Source organism: Streptomyces sp. NPDC041970, assembly GCF_055588985.1.
Map to the genome: position 1 here is coordinate 265,749 of NZ_JBVJCD010000001.1, position 20,513 is coordinate 286,261.

The window sequence follows — 20,513 nt, forward strand, 5'->3', positions numbered from 1 at the left end:
CCCCCACCCCCCCCCCCCCCCCCTCCCCCCCCCCCCCCCCCCCCCCCCCCCCCCCCCCCCCCCACCCGCCCCCCCCCCCCCCCCCCCCCCCGGGCCCGGCCCCGGCGGCGCACGTGCCGGGGCCGGGTCAGCCGTGCTCCGGGGCGGCGCTGGCCAGCAGCATCCGCCGGAACTCGCGGGCGGCCCGCGGCGGCGCCACGTCGCTGCGGTGCGCCAGGGCGATCGTGCGCCGCAGCCCCCGGCCCGCCAGCGGCGTCTTCCGCAGGCCGAGGCCGGCCCGGTCCGCGGACATGCTCGGCACCACGGCGATGCCGAGCCCCGCGCGTACGAAACCGAGCACCGCGTCCATCTCGCCGCCCTCCACGGTGAACGAGGGCTCGAACCCCTCCGCGCGGCAGGCGGCCAGGGTCAGCTCCCGCAGGTGGTAGCCGTGGCGGAACATCACCAGCGGCGCCCCCCGCAGGTCCGCGATCCGCACCCGGCCGCCGCGCCCCGGTGCGGGCTCCGCCGCCGACGACACCACGACCAGGTCCTCGTGGAGCAGCTCCACCAGGGTCAGCGCCGGGGAGGCCGCGGGCAGGGGCAGCACCACCAGCGCCAGGTCCAGGGCCCCGCGCGCCAGTTGGCGCACCAGGTCGTGCGAGCCGCCCTCCTCCAGCAGCAGCCGCACCCCCGGATGCCGGTCGTTGAAGGCGCGCAGCACATCCGGCAGCAGCCCCGTGCAGAGGCTCGGCGTGGCCCCGAGGCGCACCCGGCCGCGGCGCAGCCGGACCACCTCCTGGACCTCCAGCCGTGCGGTCTCCGCGTCGGCGAGGATGCGCCGGGCCAGCGGCAGCAGGGCCTCGCCCGCGTCGGTGAGGGCGATGTTGCCCCGCGCCCGGCTGAACAGCTCGGCGCCCAGTTCGCTCTCCAGCGACCGGATCTGCTGGGAGAGCGAGGGCTGCGAGACGTGCACGGCCTCGGCGGCGCGGGTGAAGTGGCGGGTCTCGGCGACGGCCACGAAGTAGGCGAGCTGCTGGAAGTGCATACGCCGACGCTAGCCTCCCTCCATAGGCACCGCCTATGGAGATGAGCCGAACCATGTCTTGGACCGATCGGACGCTCCGCCCCTACCGTCGTGTCCATGGCATTGGCAACGCGGACGGACCGACGGCCGTCGATGACGCGGACGCTCTGGGACTCGACCGTCGGAAAGAAAGCGATCATGGCCGTGAGCGGCCTGATCATGCTCGGCTACCTGGTCGCCCACATGGCGGGCAACCTCAAGATCTTCTTCGGGCCCGGCGAGTTCGACGGCTACGCCCACTGGCTGCGCACCATGGGCGGCCCCGTGCTGCACGAGGAGTGGGCGCTGTGGATCGTCCGGGCGGTGCTGGTCGCCGCCGTCGTGCTGCACGGCGTCTCGGCGTACCAGCTCAGCCGCCGCGACATCAGGGCCCGGCCGGCCCCGTACATCCACAGGAAGGCCCGCACGAGCTACGCCACCCGGACCATGCGCTGGGGCGGCGTCATCCTCGCCCTCTTCATCGTCTGGCACATCCTCGACCTGACGACCGGCACCGTGCACAGCGGGGGATTCCAGCCCGGACACCCCTACCGGAATGTCGTCGACACCTTCTCCACCTGGTACGGCAACGCCGTCTACATCATCGCCGTGCTCGCCCTCGGCCTGCACGTCCGGCACGGCTTCTGGAGCGCGGCGCAGACCCTGGGCGTCGGCAGCGCCGCCCGCGACCGGCTCCTGCGCACCCTCGCCACCCTCCTCGCCGCCGTGCTGACGGCGGGATTCGTCTCCGTGCCCGTCGCCGTGATGACGGGAGTAGTGAGCTGACATGACCGACTACGCGCAGTACCGCACGGGCGACCCGCTCGTCGACGCCAAGGCGCCCGAGGGCCCCGTCGCCGAACGCTGGGACACCCGCCGCTTCCAGGCCCGGCTCGTCAACCCCGCCAACCGGCGCAAGCACACCGTCATCGTCGTCGGCACCGGCCTGGCCGGCGGAGCGGCCGGCGCCACCCTCGCCGAACAGGGCTACCACGTCGTCCAGTTCTGCTTCCAGGACTCGCCCCGCCGCGCCCACTCGGTCGCAGCCCAGGGCGGCATCAACGCCGCGAAGAACTACCGCAACGACGGCGACTCCGTCCACCGCCTCTTCTACGACACCGTCAAGGGCGGCGACTTCCGCGCACGGGAGTCCAACGTCCACCGGCTCGCCCAGATCTCCGTCGAGATCATCGACCAGTGCGTGGCCCAGGGCGTCCCGTTCGCCCGCGAGTACGGCGGTCTGCTCGACAACCGCTCCTTCGGCGGCGTCCAGGTCTCGCGCACGTTCTACGCCCGGGGCCAGACCGGGCAGCAGCTCCTCCTCGGCGCGTACCAGGCGCTGTCCCGGCAGATCGCCGCGGGCAACGTCGAACTCCACGCCCGCACGGAGATGCTGGACCTCGTCGTGGTGGACGGACGGGCGCGCGGCATCGTCACCCGCGACCTGGTCACCGGGCGGATCGGCACCCACTTCGCCGACGCCGTCGTCCTGGCCACCGGCGGCTACGGCAACGTCTTCCACCTCTCGACCAACGCCATGAACTCCAACGCCACCGCGATCTGGCGGGCCCACCGGCGCGGCGCGTACTTCGCCAACCCCTGCTTCACCCAGATCCACCCCACCTGCATCCCCCGCACCGGCGACCACCAGTCCAAGCTCACCCTCATGAGCGAGTCGCTGCGCAACGACGGCCGCATCTGGGTCCCCCGGACCAAGGGCGACGACCGCCCGGCCGCCGAGATCCCCGAGGACGAGCGCGACTACTACCTGGAGCGCCTCTACCCGGCCTTCGGCAACCTGGTGCCCCGCGACATCGCCTCCCGCGCGGCCAAGAACGTCTGCGACGAGGGGCGCGGCGTCGGGCCCGGCGGGCAGGGCGTCTACCTGGACTTCGCCGAGGCCGTCGAGCGGATGGGCCGCGAGGCCGTCGAGGCGAAGTACGGCAACCTCTTCGACATGTACCAGCGGATCACCGACGAGGACCCGTACACGGTACCGATGCGGATCTACCCCGCCGTGCACTACACGATGGGCGGGCTCTGGGTCGACTACGACCTCCAGACCACCGTCCCCGGCCTCTTCGCGATCGGGGAGGCGAACTTCTCCGACCACGGGGCCAACCGGCTCGGCGCGTCCGCCCTGATGCAGGGCCTGGCGGACGGGTACTTCGTCCTGCCCGCCACGATCAACGACTACCTCGCCCGCCACCCGCACGAGGGCCCCGTGGACGCCGCCCACCCCGCCGTCGCCGAGGCCGTCGCGGAGACCGAGGACCGGATCAACCTGCTGCTCGCCGTCGACGGCGACCGCACCCCCGACTCCTTCCACCGCGAGATCGGCGAACTCCTCTGGGAACACTGCGGAATGGCCCGCACGGAGGCCGGACTGCGCACGGCGCTCGCCAGGATCCCGGAGATCCGCGAGGAGTTCTGGCGCCGCGTCAGGGTGCCCGGCTCCGGCGAGCAGTTCAACCAGTCCCTGGAGAAGGCCAACCGCGTCGTCGACTACCTGGAGTTGGCCGAGCTGATGTGCCTGGACGCCCTGCACCGAGAGGAGTCCTGCGGCGGCCACTTCCGGGAGGAGTCCCAGACGCCGGACGGCGAGGCCGAACGGCGCGACGCGGAGTTCTCCTACGTCGCCGCCTGGGAGTTCACCGACACCGGCCGCGCCCCCGTCCTGCACCGGGAAGACCTCGTCTTCGCCTACGTCCACCCCACCCAGCGGAGCTACGCATGAAGCTCACCCTGCGCGTCTGGCGCCAACGGAGCGCCGAAGCGCCCGGCGCCATGGCCACCTACGAAGTCGACGGCGTCTCGCCGGACATGTCGTTCCTGGAGATGCTCGACACCCTCAACGAGAAGCTGACGCTCGCCGGACAGGAGCCCGTCGCCTTCGACCACGACTGCCGCGAGGGCATCTGCGGCGCGTGCAGCCTCGTCATCAACGGCGACGCGCACGGCCCGGAGCCCACCACCACCTGCCAGCTCCACCTGCGGTCCTTCGCGGACGGCGACACCATCGACGTCGAGCCGTGGCGGGCCGCCGCCTTCCCGGTCGTCAAGGACCTGGTCGTCGACCGCTCGTCCCTCGACCGGATCATCCAGGCCGGCGGCTACATCTCCGTGCCCACCGGCGCCGCCCCGGACGCGCACGCCACCCCGGTGCCCAAGCCGGACGCCGACTTCGCCTTCGAGCACGCCGAGTGCATCGGCTGCGGAGCCTGCGTCGCCGCCTGCCCCAACGGCTCCGCCATGCTGTTCACCTCGGCCAAGGTCAACCACCTGGGAGCCCTGCCGCAGGGCGCGCCGGAGCGCGAGACCCGCGTGCTCGACATGGTGGCCCGGATGGACGAGGAGGGCTTCGGCGGCTGCACGCTGGCCGGCGAGTGCGCCACCGCCTGCCCCAAGGGCATCCCGCTGCCCTCGATCGCCGCGATGAACAAGGAATGGCTCCGCGCCGCCCGCAAGGTCCGCCGCTGACGCCCGCCGGCTCCGCGCGACCGGCCCCGGCACGCACCGTGCCGGGGCCGGCGGCCTCCCCGAGCCGCGACGCGCTACGGCGCCGTGGGCCCCTCCCGCCGCAGGGCCTTCGCCAGATACGGAGCCGTGCGGCTGCCCGCCGCCCGCGCGACCTCGGCCGGGGAGCCCGCCGCGACGATCCGGCCGCCCGCGTCGCCGCCCTCGGGGCCCATGTCGATGACGTGGTCCGCGCCCGCCACCACCGCCATGTCGTGTTCCACGACCACCACCGTGTTCCCCTGGTCGACCAGGGAGTGCAACTGCCGTGTGAGCACTTCCACATCGGCCGGATGCAGCCCCGTCGTCGGCTCGTCCAGCAGATACAGCGTGTGCCCGCGCCGGGCGCGCTGGAGCTCGGAGGCCAGCTTGATCCGCTGGGCCTCCCCGCCCGACAGCTCCGTGGCGGGCTGACCGAGGCGCAGATAGCCGAGCCCCACCTCCAGGAGGGCGGTGAGCGCGCGTTCGGCGGCCGGGGTCCCGGCGAAGAACGACGCCGCCGACTCCACGGTGAGGTCCAGCACCTGGGCGATCGTCAGCCCGCGCAGGGTGACGTCGAGCGTCTCGGGGTTGTAGCGGGCGCCGCGGCAGTCCGGGCAGGGCGCGTACGTACTGGGCAGGAACAGCAGCTCCACCGAGACGAACCCTTCGCCCTGGCAGGTCTCGCACCGTCCACCCGGCACGTTGAAGGAGAACCGCCCGGCCGTGTAGCCGCGCTCCTGCGCCGTCTCCGTCCGGGCGAACAGCTTCCGCACGGCGTCGAACAGCCCGGTGTACGTGGCCAGGTTGGACCGGGGGGTGCGCCCGATGGGCTTCTGGTCGACCTGGACGAGCCGGTCCACCGCGTCGAGCCCGACGGCCGACGCGCGATACGGCTCGCCCGCCGCGCCCTCCGCGTCCGCCCGCCGGTCAGCCAGCACCCCTGCGAGCACCTGGCCGACCAGCGTCGACTTCCCCGAGCCGGAGACCCCGGTCACCGCCGTGAACACCCCCAGCGGGAACGCCGCGTCCACACCGCGCACGTTGTGCCGCTCCACCCCGGTGAGCCGGAGCCATCCGGACGGGGCGCGCGGCTCCCGCGCCGGCGGCGGGTCCTCGTCGAACAGGAACCGCCGCGTCGCGGACTCCGACACCCCGGCCAGGCCCTCGGGCGGCCCGCTGTACAGCACCCGCCCGCCGTGCTCCCCGGCCAGCGGCCCCACGTCCACCAGCCAGTCCGCCCGCCGCACCACGTCCATCTGGTGCTCCACCACGAACACCGAGTTGCCCGCCTCCCGCAGCCGCCCCAGCACCCCGAGCAGGGCCTCGGTGTCCGCCGGGTGCAGCCCGGCCGACGGCTCGTCCAGGACGTACACGACGCCGAAGAGGCCCGAGCGCAACTGCGTCGCCAGCCGCAGCCGCTGCAGCTCGCCCGAGGAGAGCGTCGGGGCGGTCCGGTCCAGGCTGAGATAGCCCAGCCCCAGCTCCGTGACCGTCCCGATCCGGGCCAGCAGATCGGCCGAGAGCACCCGTGCCGTCTCCGTGCCGCCCGCTCCCGGCCCCGACAGCACCTCCGCCAGGACGGCCAGCGGCAGCCCGGCCAGCTCCGCGATGGTCCGCCCGGCGAAGGTCACCGCCAGCGCCTCCGGCCGCAGCCTGCTCCCGCCGCACACCGGGCACGGCGCGCTGGTGAGGAAGCGCTCCGCCCTCGCCCGCAGGGTGCGGCTCTTGGTGTCGGCGAAGGTGTGCAGCACGTAGCGGCGGGCGCTCATGTACGTGCCCTGGTACGGGCGCTGGATGCGCCCGGCGTCGCGGACCGGGTGCACGGTCACCACCGGCTGTTCGTCGGTGAACAGGATCCAGTCCCGGTCCGCCTGCGCCAACTCGCGCCACGGCCGGTCGACGTCGTACCCGAGCGCGTCCAGGACGTCCCGGAGGTTCTTGCCCTGCCACGCGCCCGGCCACGCGGCGATCGCCCCCTCCCGGATCGACAACGAGGGGTCGGGGACCAGCAGTTGCTCGTCGGTCCGGTGCACGAGCCCCAGCCCGTGGCACGCGGGGCACGCCCCGGCGGCCGTGTTGGGGGAGAAGGCGTCGGAGTCCAGGCGCTCGGCGCCCGGCGGGTAGTCGCCGGCGCGGGAGAACAGCATCCGCAGCGAGTTGGAGAGCGTCGTGACCGTCCCCACGGACGACCGGGCGCCGGGCGCGGAGCGCCGCTGCTCCAGCGAGACGGCCGGCGGCAGCCCGGTGATCTCCTCGACCGCGGGCGCGCCCACCTGGTGGATCAGCCGCCGCGCGTACGGCGCGACGGACTCGAAGTAGCGGCGCTGCGCCTCGGCGTAGATCGTGCCGAACGCCAGCGACGACTTCCCCGACCCCGACACGCCGGTGAACACGGTCAGGGTGTCGCGCGGGATGTCGACCCGGACGTCCCGGAGGTTGTGCTCGCGGGCGCCGCGCACGCGGACGTACGGATCGTGGGGGGAGTGCATGGGGCTCTGCTCCGTACGGTGGGGTGCTGACGCCTGGCGGGACAAACAGGGTGATCGTATGCCTGATCGGCCCTGCTCGGGCGGGTGCGCGTGGCCGCGCGCCGCCGGGCGGGGCGCGGCGATGCTCAGGCGTCGGCGCCGCGGGGGGCCGGACGGGGGAGGCCCGCGATCCGGGCGAGCCGCCGCAGGGAGTCCACCAGGGCCTCCCGGTCGTAGGTGCTGGTGGTCACGAGCACCTCGTCCGCCCCGGTCTCCTCCAGGGCCGTCTCCAGTTGTCCGGCGACCTGCTCCTCCGTGCCGTGGACGTGTCCCACGAGCCCGCGTTCGTAGAGCCTGCGCTCCTTGGGCCCCATCGTGAGGCCCTCGACGCGCTCGGCGGGCGCCAGGGGCGGGAAGACGCCGTGCGTACGGGAGTGGGCCATGGCCCAGGCCTCCGGTATCAGCAGCCGCCGGGCGGCCTCCTCGGAGGCGGCGACGGCCACCGTGCCCGCGACGATGACCTCGGGGCGCTCGGACCGGGCCGAGGGGCGGAAGTCGCGGCGGTAGACCTCGATGGCGCGCAGCACCTTCTCCCGGCCGCGCAGGTCGCCGATGACGAGGGGCAGCCCGGCGGCCGCGGCGACGGACGCGCCCCCGCCGACGGCCAGCACGTACGCGGGCACGGTCAGGCCCGCGGCCGGGAGGGCGCGCACGCGCGGGTGGGCCCGCTGGGTGCCGTCGAACCAGCCGAGCAGTTCGGCGAGCCGGCCGGGGAAGTCCTCGGCGTCCTCCCTGCCGTGGCCCAGGGCCCGGCGGACGCCGTCGGTGAAGCCCAGGGAACGGCCGAGCCCCATGTCGATCCGGCCGGGGAAGAGGGAGGCGAGGACCCCGAACTGCTCGGCGACGACGAGGGGCCGGTGGTTGGGCAGCATGACCCCGCCGGTGCCCACCCGGATGGTGGAGGTGGCGGCGGCCGCGGCGGCGGCCAGCACCGTCGGGGCGGACCCGGCGACTCCCGGCACCCCGTGGTGCTCGGAGACCCAGAAGCGGTGGAACCCCAGCGCCTCGGCCTCGCGGGCGAGGGCCACCGTGTCGCGCAGGGCGTGGGGGGCGTCGTACCCCTCGCGGGTGCGGGAGCGGTCGAGGACGGAGAACCGGGTCGAGGCGATGAGAGAGCTCACGGCCTGTACAACACCCCCGCCGCCCCAGGATTCCCGCGCGCGGGCCGTCCGGCGGGGCCGGCCGGCCGGCCCTAGGCTGGGGGAGTGGGCACCGACGCACGGCCGCTGGCCGTATTCGACCTGGACGGCACGCTGGCGGACACCGCGCACCGGCAGCACTTCCTGGAGGGCCCGCGGCGCGACTGGCCGGGCTTCTTCGCCGCGGCCCCGGACGACCCGCCGCTCCCCGAGGGCGTACGGCTCGCGCTCGCCCACGCCGAGGAGTGCCGGATCGCGTATCTGACCGGGCGTCCCGAGCGGTGCCGCCGCGCCACCGTCCGGTGGCTGCGGAGCCACGGGCTGCCCGAGGGCGAGCTGTTCATGCGGCGTGACGACGACCGCCGCCCCGCGCGCCGTATGAAGCTGGAGGTCCTCGCGCGGCTGGGCCGGTCGCGGGTGCGCGTGCTCGTGGACGACGACGCGCTGGTCTGCGACGCGGCGGAGGCGGCCGGGTTCACCGTGGTGCGGGCCAGGTGGGCCGATCCGTCGGCGGCGCTCAGGGACGCGCAGGAGCGCGAGGGGCGTACGTGATCAGGTGTCCCCGTCGAGGCGGAAGCCGACTTTGAGTCCGACCTGGAAGTGTCCGATTCGGCCGTCCTCGATGTGGCCCCGCACTTGTACAATCTCGAACCAGTCGAGGTTGTGCAACGTTTCCGCGGCTCTCGCGATGCCGTTCCGGATCGCCGTGTCGACCCCCTCCTCGGAGGTTCCTACGATCTCGGTGACCCGGTAGGTGTGGTTCGCCATGGTCTGTCTCCCTTCCTGTGACCACGGTGCCTCAATCCGGGGAGCCCCGCGAGAGGACGACGCGTGCGAACAAGGGACGTGAACGCACCTTGACCTACCGAATAGTCCATACCAAAATTCGGCCAAACACCCGTGCGAGCGTCGCCCGCAACCCCCACACCGGGTCCTGATGTCGTCGTGCCGTTCCGCAGAAGGTGACCACGTGAAGAACCGCATACTGGCCGGAGCCGTCGCGCTCGTCTCATCCGTCGTGCTCGGCGGGTGCGGCTCCTTCTCCAGCCCGGACGGCGGGGACCGGACGGTGAACGTCTGGCTGATGAAGGACAGCGTCTCGCCGGGGTTCCTGGACAAGTTCACCCGCTCCTACGAGGAGGAGAACCCCTCGATCGACCTGAAGTTCACCATCCAGGAGTGGGACGGCATCGGCCCCAAGGTCACCGCCGCGCTGGAGGGCGAGAACACTCCGGACGTGATCGAGGTCGGCAACACCCAGGTCGCCCAGTACGCCGAGAGCGGCGGCCTGCGCGATCTCACCCTCGAATCCATGCGGGACCTCGGCAGCGAGGACTGGAACCCCGGCCTCGCCCAGCCCGGCAGCATCAACGGCGTGCAGTACGGCATCCCCTGGTACGCGGCCAACCGCGTGGTGATCTACAACAAGGAGCTCTTCCAGGAGGCCGGCGTCGACTCCGTCCCCACCACGCGCGCCGAGTGGATCGCCGCCACCCGGAAGCTCGACGCCGGCGGCAGGCAGGGGATCTACCTGCCCGGCCAGAACTGGTACGTGCTCGCCGGCTTCATCTGGGACGAGGGCGGCGAACTCGCCGACGAGAAGAGCGGCGACTGGGAGGGCGCCCTCGACAGCCCGGAAGCCCTCGCGGGCATGGACTTCTACAAGGAGCTCCAGGAGCTCGGCGACGGCCCGGTCGACGCCGACGAGGACAAGCCCCCGCAGGCCGACGTGTTCGCCCGGGGCGACGTCGCCCAGATCATCTCCATACCCGGCAGCGCCGCGCTCATCGAGCAGAAGAACCCCGAACTCAAGGGCAAGCTCGGCTACTTCCCCGTCCCCGGAAAGACCGCGAAGAAGCCCGGCTCCGTGTTCACCGGCGGATCGGTCCTGATCGTGCCCAACGAGGCCCACCAGCGCGGCGCCGGCATCGACGTCGTCAAGGCGCTGGCGAGCGAGAAGTGGCAGACCGAGATGGCCCGCGGTATGAGCTACGTCCCCAACAAGCCGAAACTGGCCCACGTCATCGAGGGCGACGAGGGCACCGCGGCGATGGCGCGGGGCGCCTCCCAAGGCCGCGCCACCCCCAACTCGGCCCACTGGGCGCGGGTGGAGGCCGAGAACCCGATTCAGAACTACATGACGGCCGTGCTCCGGGGCGGCGACCCGAAACGGGAGGCGAAGACCGCCTCCGAGCACATCACCGCGCTGCTCACCGGGAACTGACCCTCGGGGCGCGGGCGTTCCCCCGGGGATTCAGCCGTCGCACATGTCCGCTCCCCACGGCGGTCACGTCGAATCCAGCCGGTGACGGAAGAAGTAGAGGGGCCGGGCCGTCGCACCCCGCGGCGGCCCGCCACCGCCCCCTGCCGGCCCGTCCCCGGAGACCGCCATGACCGTGCTGCCCACCGCCCCGCACGCCCCGCTCCCCTCCGCGCCCGCACCGGCGGGGACCCGGCCCCCGGCCGGGACGGCGGAACCCGCCTACCGGGTCGCCCTCGCGACCTGCCAGGAGGACGTCCGGGCCGCCCAGCGCCTGCGCCACCTGGTGTTCGCCGGGGAGCTGGGCGCCCGGCTCCAGAGCACCGAACCCGGCCTGGACGCCGACGCCTTCGACGCGCACTGCGACCACCTGCTGGTCCGCGAGACCGCCACCGGGGACGTCGTCGCCACCTACCGCCTGCTGCCGCCGGACCGCGCCCGCACCGCCGGACGCCTGTACGCCGAGAGCGAGTTCGACCTCGATCGGCTCGCGCCCATCCGCGACGACCTCGTGGAGGTCGGCCGCTCCTGCGTCCACCCCGCCCACCGCGACGGCGCGGTCATCGCCCTCATCTGGGCCGGACTGGCCCGCTACATGGAGCGCTCCGGCCACACCTGGCTCGCGGGCTGCTGCTCGCTGCCGCTCGCCGACGGCGGCACGCTCGCCGCCCGGAGCTGGAACACCGTCCGCGCCGCCCACCTCGCCCCCCAGGAGTACTGGGTCACCCCGCACCGCCTCTGGGACGCCTCCGGGCACGGCGGGACCGCCGGGTCGCGGGCGGACCTCCCGCCCCTGCTGCGCGGCTACCTCCGGCTCGGAGCCTGGGTCTGCGGCGCCCCGGCGTACGACCCCGACTTCAACGTCGCCGACCTGTACGTCCTGCTCTCGATGCGCCGCACCGACCCGCGCTACCTGCGCCACTTCCTCTCCCTCGCCCCCGTGCGATGAGCGCCTGGCTCCCCCTCGCGCCGTGCACACCGGGCGGCTGCGCCCGGCACACCGGGGCGGCCCGCGGCCGGCCGGCCGCCGCCCTCCGGCTGCTGGCGGGCTGCGCGCTGACCCTGCTGGGCGTCCTCGGCGCCCCCCTCGCCGCCCGCCTCGGGCCCGCCCGGCGCGAACGGCTCGTACGCCGCTGGGCCCGCGCCGTGGTCCGCGCCTTCGGCGTACGGGTCCTGGTCCGGGGGCTCCCGGCGGGGCGCGGCGCGGGCGGCGAACTCGTCGTCGCCAACCACCTCTCCTGGCTCGACGTCCCGCTCATCGCCTCCGTGCTGCCCGGACGGATGCTCGCCAAGAGCGAGATCGGGCGCTGGCCCGTGCTCGGACCGCTCGCCGCGCTCGGCGGCACCCTGTTCATCGAACGCGACCGGCTGCGCGCCCTGCCCGCGGCCGTGGGCGGCGTGGCCCGAGCCCTGCGCTCGGGCTCGCGGGTCGTCGTCTTCCCTGAGGGCAGCACCTGGTGCGGCCGGGGAAGCGGCGGCGCGTTCCGGCCCGCCCTCTTCCAGGCCGCCATCGACGCGGGCGCGACCGTGCGGCCGGTCCGCGTCGCCTACCGCGCGGCGGGCGGCTCCTCGGCCGGTACGGCCGCCGCCTTCGTCGGGGACGACCCGCTCGCCGCCTCCCTGTGGCGGGTGGTGCGGGCCGCCGGGCTCACCGCCGAGGTCGACGTCCTCGCGCCGATCCCCGCGACCGGCGGGCCCGGCCGCCGCGCCCTGGCCCGTACGGCGCGCGCGGCCGTCCTCCGGCCCGGTCAGACCGCCGTGGCCAGCGACAGCGCGAACCGGCCCGCGGAGTCGGTCCACCACTGAGTCGGCCGCAGCCCGGCCGCCGTCAGCTCCGCGTCCACGTCCTCCCGCCGGAACTTCGCCGACACCTCCGTACGCAGCTCCTCGCCGGCCTCGAACGGCACCACCAGGTCCAGCTCCCGGATCTTCACGCTGAGCGCCCGGCGCGCGCGCAACCGCATCTCCATCCACCGCTCCCGCGCGTTCCACACGGCGACGTGCTCGAAGTCGCCGAGCGGGAAGTCGGCCCCCAGCTCGCGGTTGACGACGCTCAGCACGTTCTTGTTGAAGGCGGCCGTGACCCCGGCCGCGTCGTCGTACGCGGCCACCAGCGTCGCCTCCTCCTTCACCAGGTCCGTGCCGAGCAGCAACGTGTCGCCCGGGGACAGCAGCGAGCCCACCGAGCGCAGGAACGCCGCCCGCTCCTCCGGCAGCAGATTGCCGATCGTGCCGCCCAGGAACGCCACCAGCCGCGGCCCCGGCGTCCCCGGCAGGGCCAGGCCGCCGGTGAAGTCGGCGACCAGCGCGTGCACGGACAGCTCCGGACGCTCGGCGAGCAGCGCCTCGGCCGCCCCCGTCAGCGCGCTCTCGCTCACGTCGACGGGGACGTAGCTGTGCAACCCGTCCAACGCGTCCAGCAGGTGGCGGGTCTTCTCCGAGGAGCCCGAGCCCAGCTCGATGACGGTCCGCGCCCCCGAGGCCGCGGCGATCTCCCCGGCGCGCTCCTGGAGGATCTCCCGCTCCGCGCGGGTGGGGTAGTACTCCGGCAGCCGGGTGATCTCCTCGAACAGCTCGCTGCCGCGGGCGTCGTAGAACCACTTCGGCGGCAGCGTCTTGGGATGCCGGGTCAGACCGCTGAGGACGTCGGCGCGCAGCGCCGCCTCGGTCGCGTCCGCCGGCAGGGTGCGGGTCAGCAGGAAGGGACTCACGCGGGGGGCTCCTTGAGCGGGGTGAGCAGGACGTCGGCGGGGGTCGCGACCAGCAGGGTGCGGTCGGGGACCTCGCGCCAGAGCGGATCGTCGTCGTACGGCTCCGAGGCCACCGCGGCGGAGCGGCCCGGCGCCGCCAGGTACCACAGGGTGTCGCCCCAGGCGGTCGCGATGATCGTGGAACCGTCGGTGAGCAGCAGATTGAGCCGGGAGCCGGGCGCGGCCGCCGCGACGTCGCGGACGGTCTCCGCGACGGCCCGCGGCACGTCGTCCCCGGCGGCGATCCGGTGGAGCACCAGCGCCCAGACGAGCGCCGAGTCGTTGCGGGCGGCCAGCGACAGCAACTCCTCGGCGGGCAGCGTCGCGGCGGCCGCGGCGAGCGAGCCGGGCCAGCCGCGCACCATCCCGTTGTGGCTGAACAGCAGCCGCCCGGCGGCGAACGGCGCGGCCGCCGCCTCCCCGTCCGCGCCCGCCTCGGTGGCGTCCCGCACGGCGGCCAGCAGCGCACCGGTGCGCACCACCCGCGCCAGGTCGAGGAAGGTCTCGTCGCCCCATATGGGCCCCTGGCGCCGGTAGCGTCCGGGCGCCGGGTCGCCGTCCGCGTACCAGCCCACGCCGAAACCGTCCGCGTTGACCGTCCCGTACCGCTGGCGGCGCGGCGCCCAGGACTGCCGCCACAGCGAGTGCTCGGGCGTGAGCAGGACGTCGCCGAGGGGCACGGGCCGTCCCACGTACGCCAGGTGACGGCACATCAGGCGTCCCTCGCGGTCCGGAAGCCGGAGAAGATCTGCCGCCGCACCGGGAGGTCCCAGTTGCGGAACGTGCCCCGGCAGGCGACCTCGGCCGCGGCGAACGACCCGCCGCGCAGCACCTTGTGGCCCGGACCGAAGAAGACCTGCGAGTACTCGCGGTACGGGAACGCGGCGAACCCCGGATAGGGCAGGAAGTCGCTGGCCGTCCACTCCCACACGTCGCCGATCAACTGCCCCGCCCCGCAGGCGGAACGGCCCCGCGGATACGCCCCGGCCGGCGCCGGGCGCAGATGCCGCTGGCCCAGGTTGGCCCGCTCGGGCGTCGGGTCGTCGTCGCCCCACGGGTAGCGGCGGGAGCGGCCGGTGGCGGGGTCGTGCCGGGCGGCCTTCTCCCACTCGGTCTCGGTCGGCAGCCGCCGCCCCGCCCACCGGGCGTACGCGTCCGCCTCGTACCAGCTCACGTGCAGCACCGGCTCGTCGTCCGGCACCGGCTCGGTGACCCCGAACCGGCGGCGCAGCCACTGGCCGGCCTCCCGCCGCCAGAACAGCGGGGCGGCCAGGTCGTGTTCGCGGACCATGGCCCAGCCCTCGGGCGCCCACCAGCGGGCGTCGGCGTACCCGCCGTCCTCGACGAAGCGCCGGTAGGCCCCGCAGGTGACCGGCGAGGCGTCCAGGTGGAAGGCCGCCACCTCGCGGCGGTGCGCGGGCCGCTCGTTGTCCAGGGCCCACGGCTCGGTGGACGTGCCCATGGTGAACGGGCCACCGGGGACGAGGACCTCGTCGGGCAGCGCGCCGCCGGACCCGTCGGGGGCGGGCGGGGCGGGGGCGGTGAGCACCGCCGGGCCCGACCGCAATTGATGGGTGATCAGCATCGTCTCGTCGTGCTGCTGTTCATGCTGGGCGATCATCCCGAAGGCGAACCCGGCCCGCTCCAGCGGCCGTCCGCCCTCGTGCAGCGGCGCCCGTTCCAGCAGGTCCAGCGCCCGCCCCCGGACATCGCCGGCGTACGTCCGGGCCTCGGCGGGGGCCAGCAGGGGCAGCGAGGGGCGCGAGGCGCGGGAGTGCTCGAAGGCGTTGTACAGCCCGTCGATCTCCGGCCGGAGCGCCGAGCGGCCGCCGACGGCGCGCAGCAGCCACTGCTCCTCCTGGTTGGCGATGTGCGCCAGGTCCCAGACCAGTGGGGACATCAACGGGGAGTGCTGGGCGGTCAGTTCGCCGTCGTCCACGCTGTCGGTGAGCAGGGCGGTGCGCTCGCGCGCGGCGCCGAGGGCCGCGAGGGCGCGCCCGCGCAGCGCCTCGGGGTCGAGGCCGGGTGCGACGGGGAAGCCGGTGGCGGCGGCCCCGGCGGGATCGAAGGCGTCGGAGTGGTCGCGGTGTTCGCTCACGAGGAGGCCGCCTTTCCGGGGTGCGGCGGGGGCGTCGGCCGTCGGGCGGCGGCGCGGGGCGGCCCGCCCGGCCCGGTCGCGCCGGCCGACGCGGTCCAGTCGGCCGGGTCGGCCGGATCGGGGAGGTCGTCGGCCGGGCAGCGGCCCCGGACCACGTACCGGTCGGTGAAGGCGGCCACGGCGTCCCGTACCGCCCCGCTCGCGCCCAGCCGCTCCAGCGCGGGGGCCGCGGCGGCGAAGCAGGCCGCGGCCGCGGCCCGCAGCTCCGGGTCGGCCAGTCCGTCGCGTGCGGCCGCCGTCCAGAGCGGATTGCGCGGGGCCGGGGCGTCGCCCGCGATCTCGCCCAGCGGTTTCACCGCGCGGTCCACCGCCTCCGCGGCCTCCGGGTCGTCGAACAGGGCCGTGGTCACGGCGAGCGGCACCAGCCACCCGTCGGGGCCGCCCTGGGCGTCGATCATGCGCAGTTCGAGATGCCCGCGCGGGCGGACCGGCGGAAACAGCGTCGTGAGGTGGTAGTCGAGGTCGGACCGGTCCACCGGGCGGGGCGATCCGGTGCGCAGCCACTCCCGGAAGGTGAGCCCCTCGGGCGTCTCCCACGGACCGTCCGCGCGCCGGACGCACATCACGGGGGCGTCCAGCACGTACGCGGTCCAGGCGTCGCGCGGGGGGCGCGCGCCGTCGGGCGCGAGCGTCCGGACCGGATCGAGGCCGGCCCACAGCGCCTGGCGGGTGGAGCGCCAACCGGTGCGGCGGCCCTGCTGGAACGGCGAGTTGGCGAAGGCCGCGACGAGCACCGCCCCCAGGACGTGCGCGAGCCGCCAGCGGCGCCCGTAGCCGAGCGGGCCCGGTTCCTCCTCGCCCGCGTCCAGGCAGACCTGGACCGAGGCGGAGGTGCACATCATGGCCCGCCCGTCGGGCCCCGTGCGGTCGAGCGCCGCCTCCATCGCGTCGTACCGGGGCTCGCGCAGCCGCCGGCGCGGCCGCTGCCACGGGTCGACGCCCAGACCGACCGGCGCGAGCCCCGTGGCGCCGAGCGCGGCCCGGACGGCCGCCAGATCGGCCGCGGTGGTCTCGACGCACTCCATGAGCGAACCGGCCGGCTGGGAGCTGAGCTCCACCTGCCCGCCCGGCTCGAACGTCAGCGACGCGCTGAGCGGCAGTGCCCGGACCGCCTCGACGGCCCGGTCGAGCCGTTCCGCGGTGACCGGGAGGTCGGGCCGGTCGCGGTCGTGGACGAGCCATTCGAGTTCCACGCCGACGGTCCGGGGCGGTCCGGTCTTGAAGCAGATGCCGCGCAGCAGCTCCTCCGCTTCGTCCTCGCCGAGCGGCTCGGCCTCCGGGCGCGAGCCGGTGGGGCGGTGAGTCTCCAAGGCCATGAGGGCCTCCTTCTCAGCTACGTGCCTACCACCAAAACGCGTACCCCGAGATCGCACAAGGGTGCCCCCGAGCCGCGGGGGACTCGCGGCGCCGGGGCCGGGGACGCGTCCGACATGCCCCGGATGCACCACATGCGGGGCGTCGGCGAGCCCTTCACAGCGCACGGGCGCGGCGGCCTCCGCGTCCCTGCGCGGTGGCCGCCGCGCAGGGACGCGGGGCCCGGACGGAGAGGCGGCCCCGCCGGTCTGGAAGACTGCCGGACGCCATGAGCCAGTTACCCAAGCAACCCGCCGGAGTCTCCGTTCCGACCAGCGCCGACGTCGCGCGCCTCGCCGGAGTGTCTCGGGCCACCGTGTCGTACGTGCTGAACAACAACGCCACCGTCCGGATCAGCGAACCCACCCGGCGCCGGGTCCGGGAGGCCGCCGGCCAACTCGGCTACGTCCCGCACGCCGCCGCCCGCAGCCTGCGCGCCGGGCACAGCCGCATGGTGCTGCTGCCCTCCGGCCACATACCGGCGGGCCCGCTGCACCAGTACTTCTTCGAGGAACTCCAGTCGGGGCTGCGCCGCCTGGACTACACCGTGGTCCAGTACGGCAGCGGCGGCCTCACCCCCGACGAGGCCGCCACCGCCTGGGCCGAACTGCGCCCCGTGGCCGTCGTCGTGCCGCCCGGCGTCGCCCTCACCCGGCACGGCACCGGCATCCTCACCCGGTCCGGCGCGAAGGCGGTCATCACCCTGGGCCCCGAACCGGTGGACGGCGCCCACGGCCTGGTCATGGACCAGCGCCGGGTCGGCCGCAGCGCTGTGGAGCACCTCCTGTCCCGCGGCCGCCGCCGCATCGGCGTGGTCATGCCCCAGGAGCCGGGCCGCGCGCCCTTCTCCGAACCCCGCCTCGCCGGAGCGCGGCGCGCCGCCGAACCGGCGGGCGCCCGCATCCGACCGCTCCCCCTGCGGTACGAGGAGGACTCCGCGGCCCGCCTGGCGGCCCGCTGGCCGCAGCTGGGGCTGGACGCGGTGTTCGCGTACAACGACGAGTACGCCATGCTGCTGATGCGGGCCCTCCAGGACGCCGGGGTCGCCGTGCCCGCCGACACGGCGCTGATCGGCGCGGACGACTCCCTCCTCGGCCGGCTGCTCCGTCCCCGGCTCAGCAGCGTCCGCATGGAACTCGCCATGCCGCAACCGCTGGCCGAGACGATCGACCGCATGGTCCAGCATCCGGGCGGGCCGCTCGTCCACCACGACCTGCTCCGCACCACCGCCCTGCACCGCGAGTCGAGCTGACCGCCCCCGGCGCGACGGCGTGCGCACCGCACCGCGCGTGTCTAGCGTCGGGGGCATGAGCCATCCGCAGAGTTACGAGCTGCTCCTGATCCCCGACCACGGCAGGACCCGGACGGGGGCGCCGGGCCGCCCGCTCCGCTCCGCCGTCGTGGCCGCCACCGGCGAGATCGGGGCGTCGGGCTACCCCCGGTACGCGGGCCAGGGCATGGAGGCCGACATCGACCCGGCGACCCGGACGGTGGAGGCGGTGCTGGTCGACGGCGAGGAACTGGACTTCGGCATGTCCGTACGCGTGGCCGACCGGCCCCGCCCGACGGCCTGACCGGGCCGCCGGGCGCGGAATCCGCCCACCCGGCAGCCCGCCGCCCCCGGTGAGCGGGCCGGTCGGGGGACTACTGGGGCTCCTGCTGCCCCTGCCCCGAGCCGGCCGCCCGCTGCTGCTCCTCGACGGACTTGCGGACCTCGTCCATGTCCAGGTTGCGGGCCTGCCCGATGAGGTCCTCCAGGGCCGGTTCGGGCAGCGCGCCGGGCTGCGCGAACACCGCCACGTTGTCCCGGACGATCATCAGCGTCGGGATCGACTGGATGTCGAAGGCCGTCGCCAACTCCCGCTGGGCCTCCGTGTCGACCTTGGCGAAGACCAGGTCGGGGTGGCGCTCGGCGGCCGCCTCGTAGACCGGCGCGAACTGCCGGCAGGGGCCGCACCAGGACGCCCAGAAGTCGATCAGGACGAAGCTGTTGTCGCTCACGACCTGATCGAAGTTTTCCTTGGTGAGCTCTACGGTGCTCATGCTGGCGATACCTCTTCCTCTGGCCGTTTCCGCGCCGGCGCGGACCTGTTCCCGACAACGGTGACCCCGATGACGCTATTCCGCATTCCGCGCCTGCCCGTGTGGCCGCGGCGCACACGCGCGAGGACACTGGCTCCATGACTGAGGCAGTGGACAGGTCCGAATACGACGTGGTGGTCATCGGCGCGGGACCGGTGGGGGAGAACGTGGCCGACCGGGCCCGCGCCGCCGGCCTCTCCACGGCGGTGGTGGAGTCCGAGCTGATCGGGGGCGAGTGCTCCTACTGGGCGTGTATGCCGAGCAAGGCGCTGCTGCGCCCCGTCATCGCCCGCGCCGACGCCCGCCGCGTCCCCGGACTGAGCGGCGCGGTCCGGGGCCCCCTGGACGCGCGGGCCGTCCTCGCCCACCGGGACGACGAGGCGAGCCACTGGAAGGACGACGGCCAGCTCGCCTGGCTGGAGGGCATCGGCGTGGACGTCCACCGGGGCGCCGGGCGGCTCACCGGCCCCCGCGAGGTCACGGTCACCGCCCCCGACGGCACTCGGCGCCGGCTCACCGCCCGGCACGCCGTCGCCGTGTGCACCGGCTCGCGGGCGGTCGTCCCCGACCTGCCCGGAGTGGCCGACGCCCGCGTCTGGACCAGCCGAGAGGCCACCAGCGCCGAGAAGGTCCCCGGCCGGTTGGTGATCGTCGGCGGGGGAGTGGTGGGCGTGGAGATGGCGACCGCCTGGCAGGGGCTGGGCTCTCGGGTGACCCTGCTGGTCCGCGGCGGCGGCCTGCTCCCGAGGATGGAGCCCTTCGCGGGCGAGTTGGTCGCCGACGCCCTCACCCGAGCCGGGGCCCGGTTGCGCGACGGCGTCTCCGTCACCGCCGTCCACCGACCCGTGCCGGACGGGCCGGTGACCGTCGAACTGGACGACGGCGACCGGATCGAGGCCGACGAGATCCTCTTCGCCACCGGCCGTGCGCCGCGCACGGACGACCTGGGCCTGGAGGCGGTCGGCCTCGAACCCGGCTCCTGGCTCGCCGTGGACGACAGTTGCCGCGTCGAGGGAACGGACTGGCTGTACGCGGTCGGAGACGTCAACCACCGCGCCCTGCTGACCCACCAGGGCAAGTACCAGGCCCGCGTCGCGGGCGCCGCGATCGCCGCCCGCGCCCAGGGCTCCCCGCCCCTGGACACGGGCCGCTGGGGCGCCCACGCGGCCACCGCCGACCACGCCGCCGTCCCCCAGGTCGTCTTCACCGACCCGGAGGTCGCGTCCGTCGGCCTGACCCTCGCCGAGGCCGAACGCGCCGGCCACCGCGTCCGCGCCGTCGACCACGACCTGGGCTCGGTCGCCGGAGCCGCCCTCTACGCCGACGGCTACCGGGGCCGCGCCCGGATGGTCGTCGACCTGGACCGCGAGATCCTGCTCGGCGTCACCTTCGTCGGTCCGGGCATCGGCGAACTGCTGCACTCGGCGACGATCGCGGTCGCGGGCGAGGTCCCCGTCGACCGCCTGTGGCACGCGGTCCCGGCGTTCCCGACCATCAGCGAGGTGTGGCTGCGGCTGCTGGAGGCGTACCGGGGTTAGGGACCGCCGCCGAGCACACCCGGCGAAAGACGCCTCGACGCGGGGGGGGGGGGGGGGGGGGGGGGCGGGGGTGGGGGGGGGGGGGGGGGTGGGGGGGGTGGGGGGGGGGGGTGGGGGGGGGGGGGGGGGGAAGCCATTTCTTGCTTTTTTTCGTCTTTCCTC

Annotated in this window: 19 protein-coding genes; 10 read left to right on the forward strand and 9 right to left on the reverse strand. The window is 74.8% G+C overall.

What is annotated here, in order from left to right:
• Positions 1-127: 127 nt before the first annotated feature.
• Entirely contained in the window at positions 128-1,027 is a 900-nt protein-coding gene (locus tag ACZ6EJ_RS01150; RefSeq protein ID WP_469263565.1) for a LysR family transcriptional regulator, read from the reverse strand.
• A 132-nt stretch (positions 1,028-1,159) separates the two neighbouring features.
• Here ACZ6EJ_RS01150 and ACZ6EJ_RS01155 point away from each other — a divergent pair, with 132 nt between their 5' ends.
• From ACZ6EJ_RS01155 to ACZ6EJ_RS01165, 3 genes are read left to right on the forward strand one after another with little or no spacing between them, the layout of a single operon-like run.
• Complete coding sequence (locus ACZ6EJ_RS01155) at positions 1,160-1,831, forward strand: succinate dehydrogenase (RefSeq protein ID WP_469263620.1); 672 nt, start codon at positions 1,160-1,162, stop codon at positions 1,829-1,831.
• A gap of 1 nt (position 1,832) precedes the next feature.
• The gene (locus tag ACZ6EJ_RS01160; protein WP_469263567.1) at positions 1,833-3,782 is read left to right on the forward strand and encodes a fumarate reductase/succinate dehydrogenase flavoprotein subunit; all 1,950 of its coding nucleotides are present in this window, start codon (positions 1,833-1,835) and stop codon (positions 3,780-3,782) included.
• Positions 3,779-4,525 carry a succinate dehydrogenase/fumarate reductase iron-sulfur subunit gene (locus ACZ6EJ_RS01165; protein ID WP_469263569.1) on the forward strand — a complete coding sequence of 249 codons (747 nt, stop codon included), beginning with the start codon at positions 3,779-3,781 and terminating at the stop codon, positions 4,523-4,525. Before ACZ6EJ_RS01160 ends, ACZ6EJ_RS01165 begins: the two co-directional genes overlap by 4 nt.
• Positions 4,526-4,599: 74 nt before the next feature.
• On the opposite strand, the gene uvrA is transcribed toward ACZ6EJ_RS01165, so the two are convergent.
• Together uvrA and ACZ6EJ_RS01175 are read right to left on the reverse strand one after the other, a co-directional pair.
• A complete protein-coding gene (uvrA, locus tag ACZ6EJ_RS01170) occupies positions 4,600-7,032 on the reverse strand; it encodes an excinuclease ABC subunit UvrA (protein WP_469263570.1) in 2,433 nt (810 codons plus the stop codon).
• A 125-nt stretch (positions 7,033-7,157) separates the two neighbouring features.
• Positions 7,158-8,192, reverse strand: a complete 1,035-nt coding sequence (locus ACZ6EJ_RS01175; protein WP_469263572.1) for an MsnO8 family LLM class oxidoreductase — start codon at positions 8,190-8,192, stop codon at positions 7,158-7,160.
• 84 nt (positions 8,193-8,276) lie between these two features.
• Between ACZ6EJ_RS01175 and ACZ6EJ_RS01180 the strand changes: the two genes are divergently transcribed.
• Positions 8,277-8,762, forward strand: coding sequence for a phosphatase domain-containing protein (locus ACZ6EJ_RS01180; protein WP_469263574.1), 486 nt, complete (start codon positions 8,277-8,279; stop codon positions 8,760-8,762).
• Here the strand turns inward: ACZ6EJ_RS01180 and ACZ6EJ_RS01185 are convergent, their stop codons facing one another.
• Complete coding sequence (locus tag ACZ6EJ_RS01185; protein ID WP_469263575.1) at positions 8,763-8,978, reverse strand: dodecin; 216 nt, start codon at positions 8,976-8,978, stop codon at positions 8,763-8,765. It abuts the gene before it with no gap.
• Between the two features lie 202 nt (positions 8,979-9,180).
• Here ACZ6EJ_RS01185 and ACZ6EJ_RS01190 point away from each other — a divergent pair, with 202 nt between their 5' ends.
• From ACZ6EJ_RS01190 to ACZ6EJ_RS01200, 3 genes are all read left to right on the forward strand, one after another.
• Positions 9,181-10,434, forward strand: a complete 1,254-nt coding sequence (locus ACZ6EJ_RS01190) for an extracellular solute-binding protein (RefSeq protein WP_469263577.1) — start codon at positions 9,181-9,183, stop codon at positions 10,432-10,434.
• Positions 10,435-10,600: 166 nt separating this feature from the next.
• Positions 10,601-11,419: a GNAT family N-acetyltransferase gene (locus ACZ6EJ_RS01195; protein ID WP_469263578.1), complete on the forward strand. Its 819-nt coding sequence runs from the start codon at positions 10,601-10,603 to the stop codon at positions 11,417-11,419.
• Positions 11,416-12,276 carry a lysophospholipid acyltransferase family protein gene (locus tag ACZ6EJ_RS01200; protein WP_469263580.1) on the forward strand — a complete coding sequence of 287 codons (861 nt, stop codon included), beginning with the start codon at positions 11,416-11,418 and terminating at the stop codon, positions 12,274-12,276. Before ACZ6EJ_RS01195 ends, ACZ6EJ_RS01200 begins: the two co-directional genes overlap by 4 nt.
• Here the strand turns inward: ACZ6EJ_RS01200 and egtD are convergent.
• Genes egtD through egtA form a run of 4 tightly spaced genes read right to left on the reverse strand, consistent with a single transcriptional unit; the run spans position 12,219 to position 16,694 of the window.
• Positions 12,219-13,181 carry an L-histidine N(alpha)-methyltransferase gene (gene egtD / locus ACZ6EJ_RS01205; protein WP_469263582.1) on the reverse strand — a complete coding sequence of 321 codons (963 nt, stop codon included), beginning with the start codon at positions 13,179-13,181 and terminating at the stop codon, positions 12,219-12,221. The two genes, ACZ6EJ_RS01200 and egtD, sit on opposite strands and share 58 nt — an antisense overlap.
• Positions 13,178-13,933 carry an ergothioneine biosynthesis protein EgtC gene (gene egtC / locus ACZ6EJ_RS01210; RefSeq protein ID WP_469263583.1) on the reverse strand — a complete coding sequence of 252 codons (756 nt, stop codon included), beginning with the start codon at positions 13,931-13,933 and terminating at the stop codon, positions 13,178-13,180. The genes egtD and egtC overlap by 4 nt, the downstream gene beginning before the upstream one ends.
• Complete coding sequence (egtB, locus tag ACZ6EJ_RS01215; protein ID WP_469263585.1) at positions 13,933-15,318, reverse strand: ergothioneine biosynthesis protein EgtB; 1,386 nt, start codon at positions 15,316-15,318, stop codon at positions 13,933-13,935. The genes egtC and egtB overlap by 1 nt, the downstream gene beginning before the upstream one ends.
• Positions 15,315-16,694 (reverse strand): ergothioneine biosynthesis glutamate--cysteine ligase EgtA, encoded by a 1,380-nt coding sequence (gene egtA, locus ACZ6EJ_RS01220; RefSeq protein ID WP_469263586.1) that lies wholly within the window; start codon positions 16,692-16,694, stop codon positions 15,315-15,317. The genes egtB and egtA overlap by 4 nt, the downstream gene beginning before the upstream one ends.
• Before the next feature lie 266 nt (positions 16,695-16,960).
• On the opposite strand from egtA, the gene ACZ6EJ_RS01225 reads away from it, so the two are divergent.
• Positions 16,961-17,983, forward strand: coding sequence for a LacI family DNA-binding transcriptional regulator (locus ACZ6EJ_RS01225; RefSeq protein WP_469263588.1), 1,023 nt, complete (start codon positions 16,961-16,963; stop codon positions 17,981-17,983).
• Positions 17,984-18,038: 55 nt separating this feature from the next.
• A complete protein-coding gene (locus tag ACZ6EJ_RS01230) occupies positions 18,039-18,305 on the forward strand; it encodes a hypothetical protein (protein ID WP_469263589.1) in 267 nt (88 codons plus the stop codon).
• Between the two features lie 70 nt (positions 18,306-18,375).
• Here ACZ6EJ_RS01230 and trxA read toward each other — a convergent pair whose 3' ends face one another.
• Positions 18,376-18,783 carry a thioredoxin gene (gene trxA / locus ACZ6EJ_RS01235; RefSeq protein ID WP_469263622.1) on the reverse strand — a complete coding sequence of 136 codons (408 nt, stop codon included), beginning with the start codon at positions 18,781-18,783 and terminating at the stop codon, positions 18,376-18,378.
• 128 nt (positions 18,784-18,911) lie between these two features.
• On the opposite strand from trxA, the gene ACZ6EJ_RS01240 reads away from it, so the two are divergent.
• Positions 18,912-20,351, forward strand: a complete 1,440-nt coding sequence (locus ACZ6EJ_RS01240; RefSeq protein WP_469263591.1) for a dihydrolipoyl dehydrogenase family protein — start codon at positions 18,912-18,914, stop codon at positions 20,349-20,351.
• The last annotated feature ends 162 nt before the right edge of the window (positions 20,352-20,513 follow it).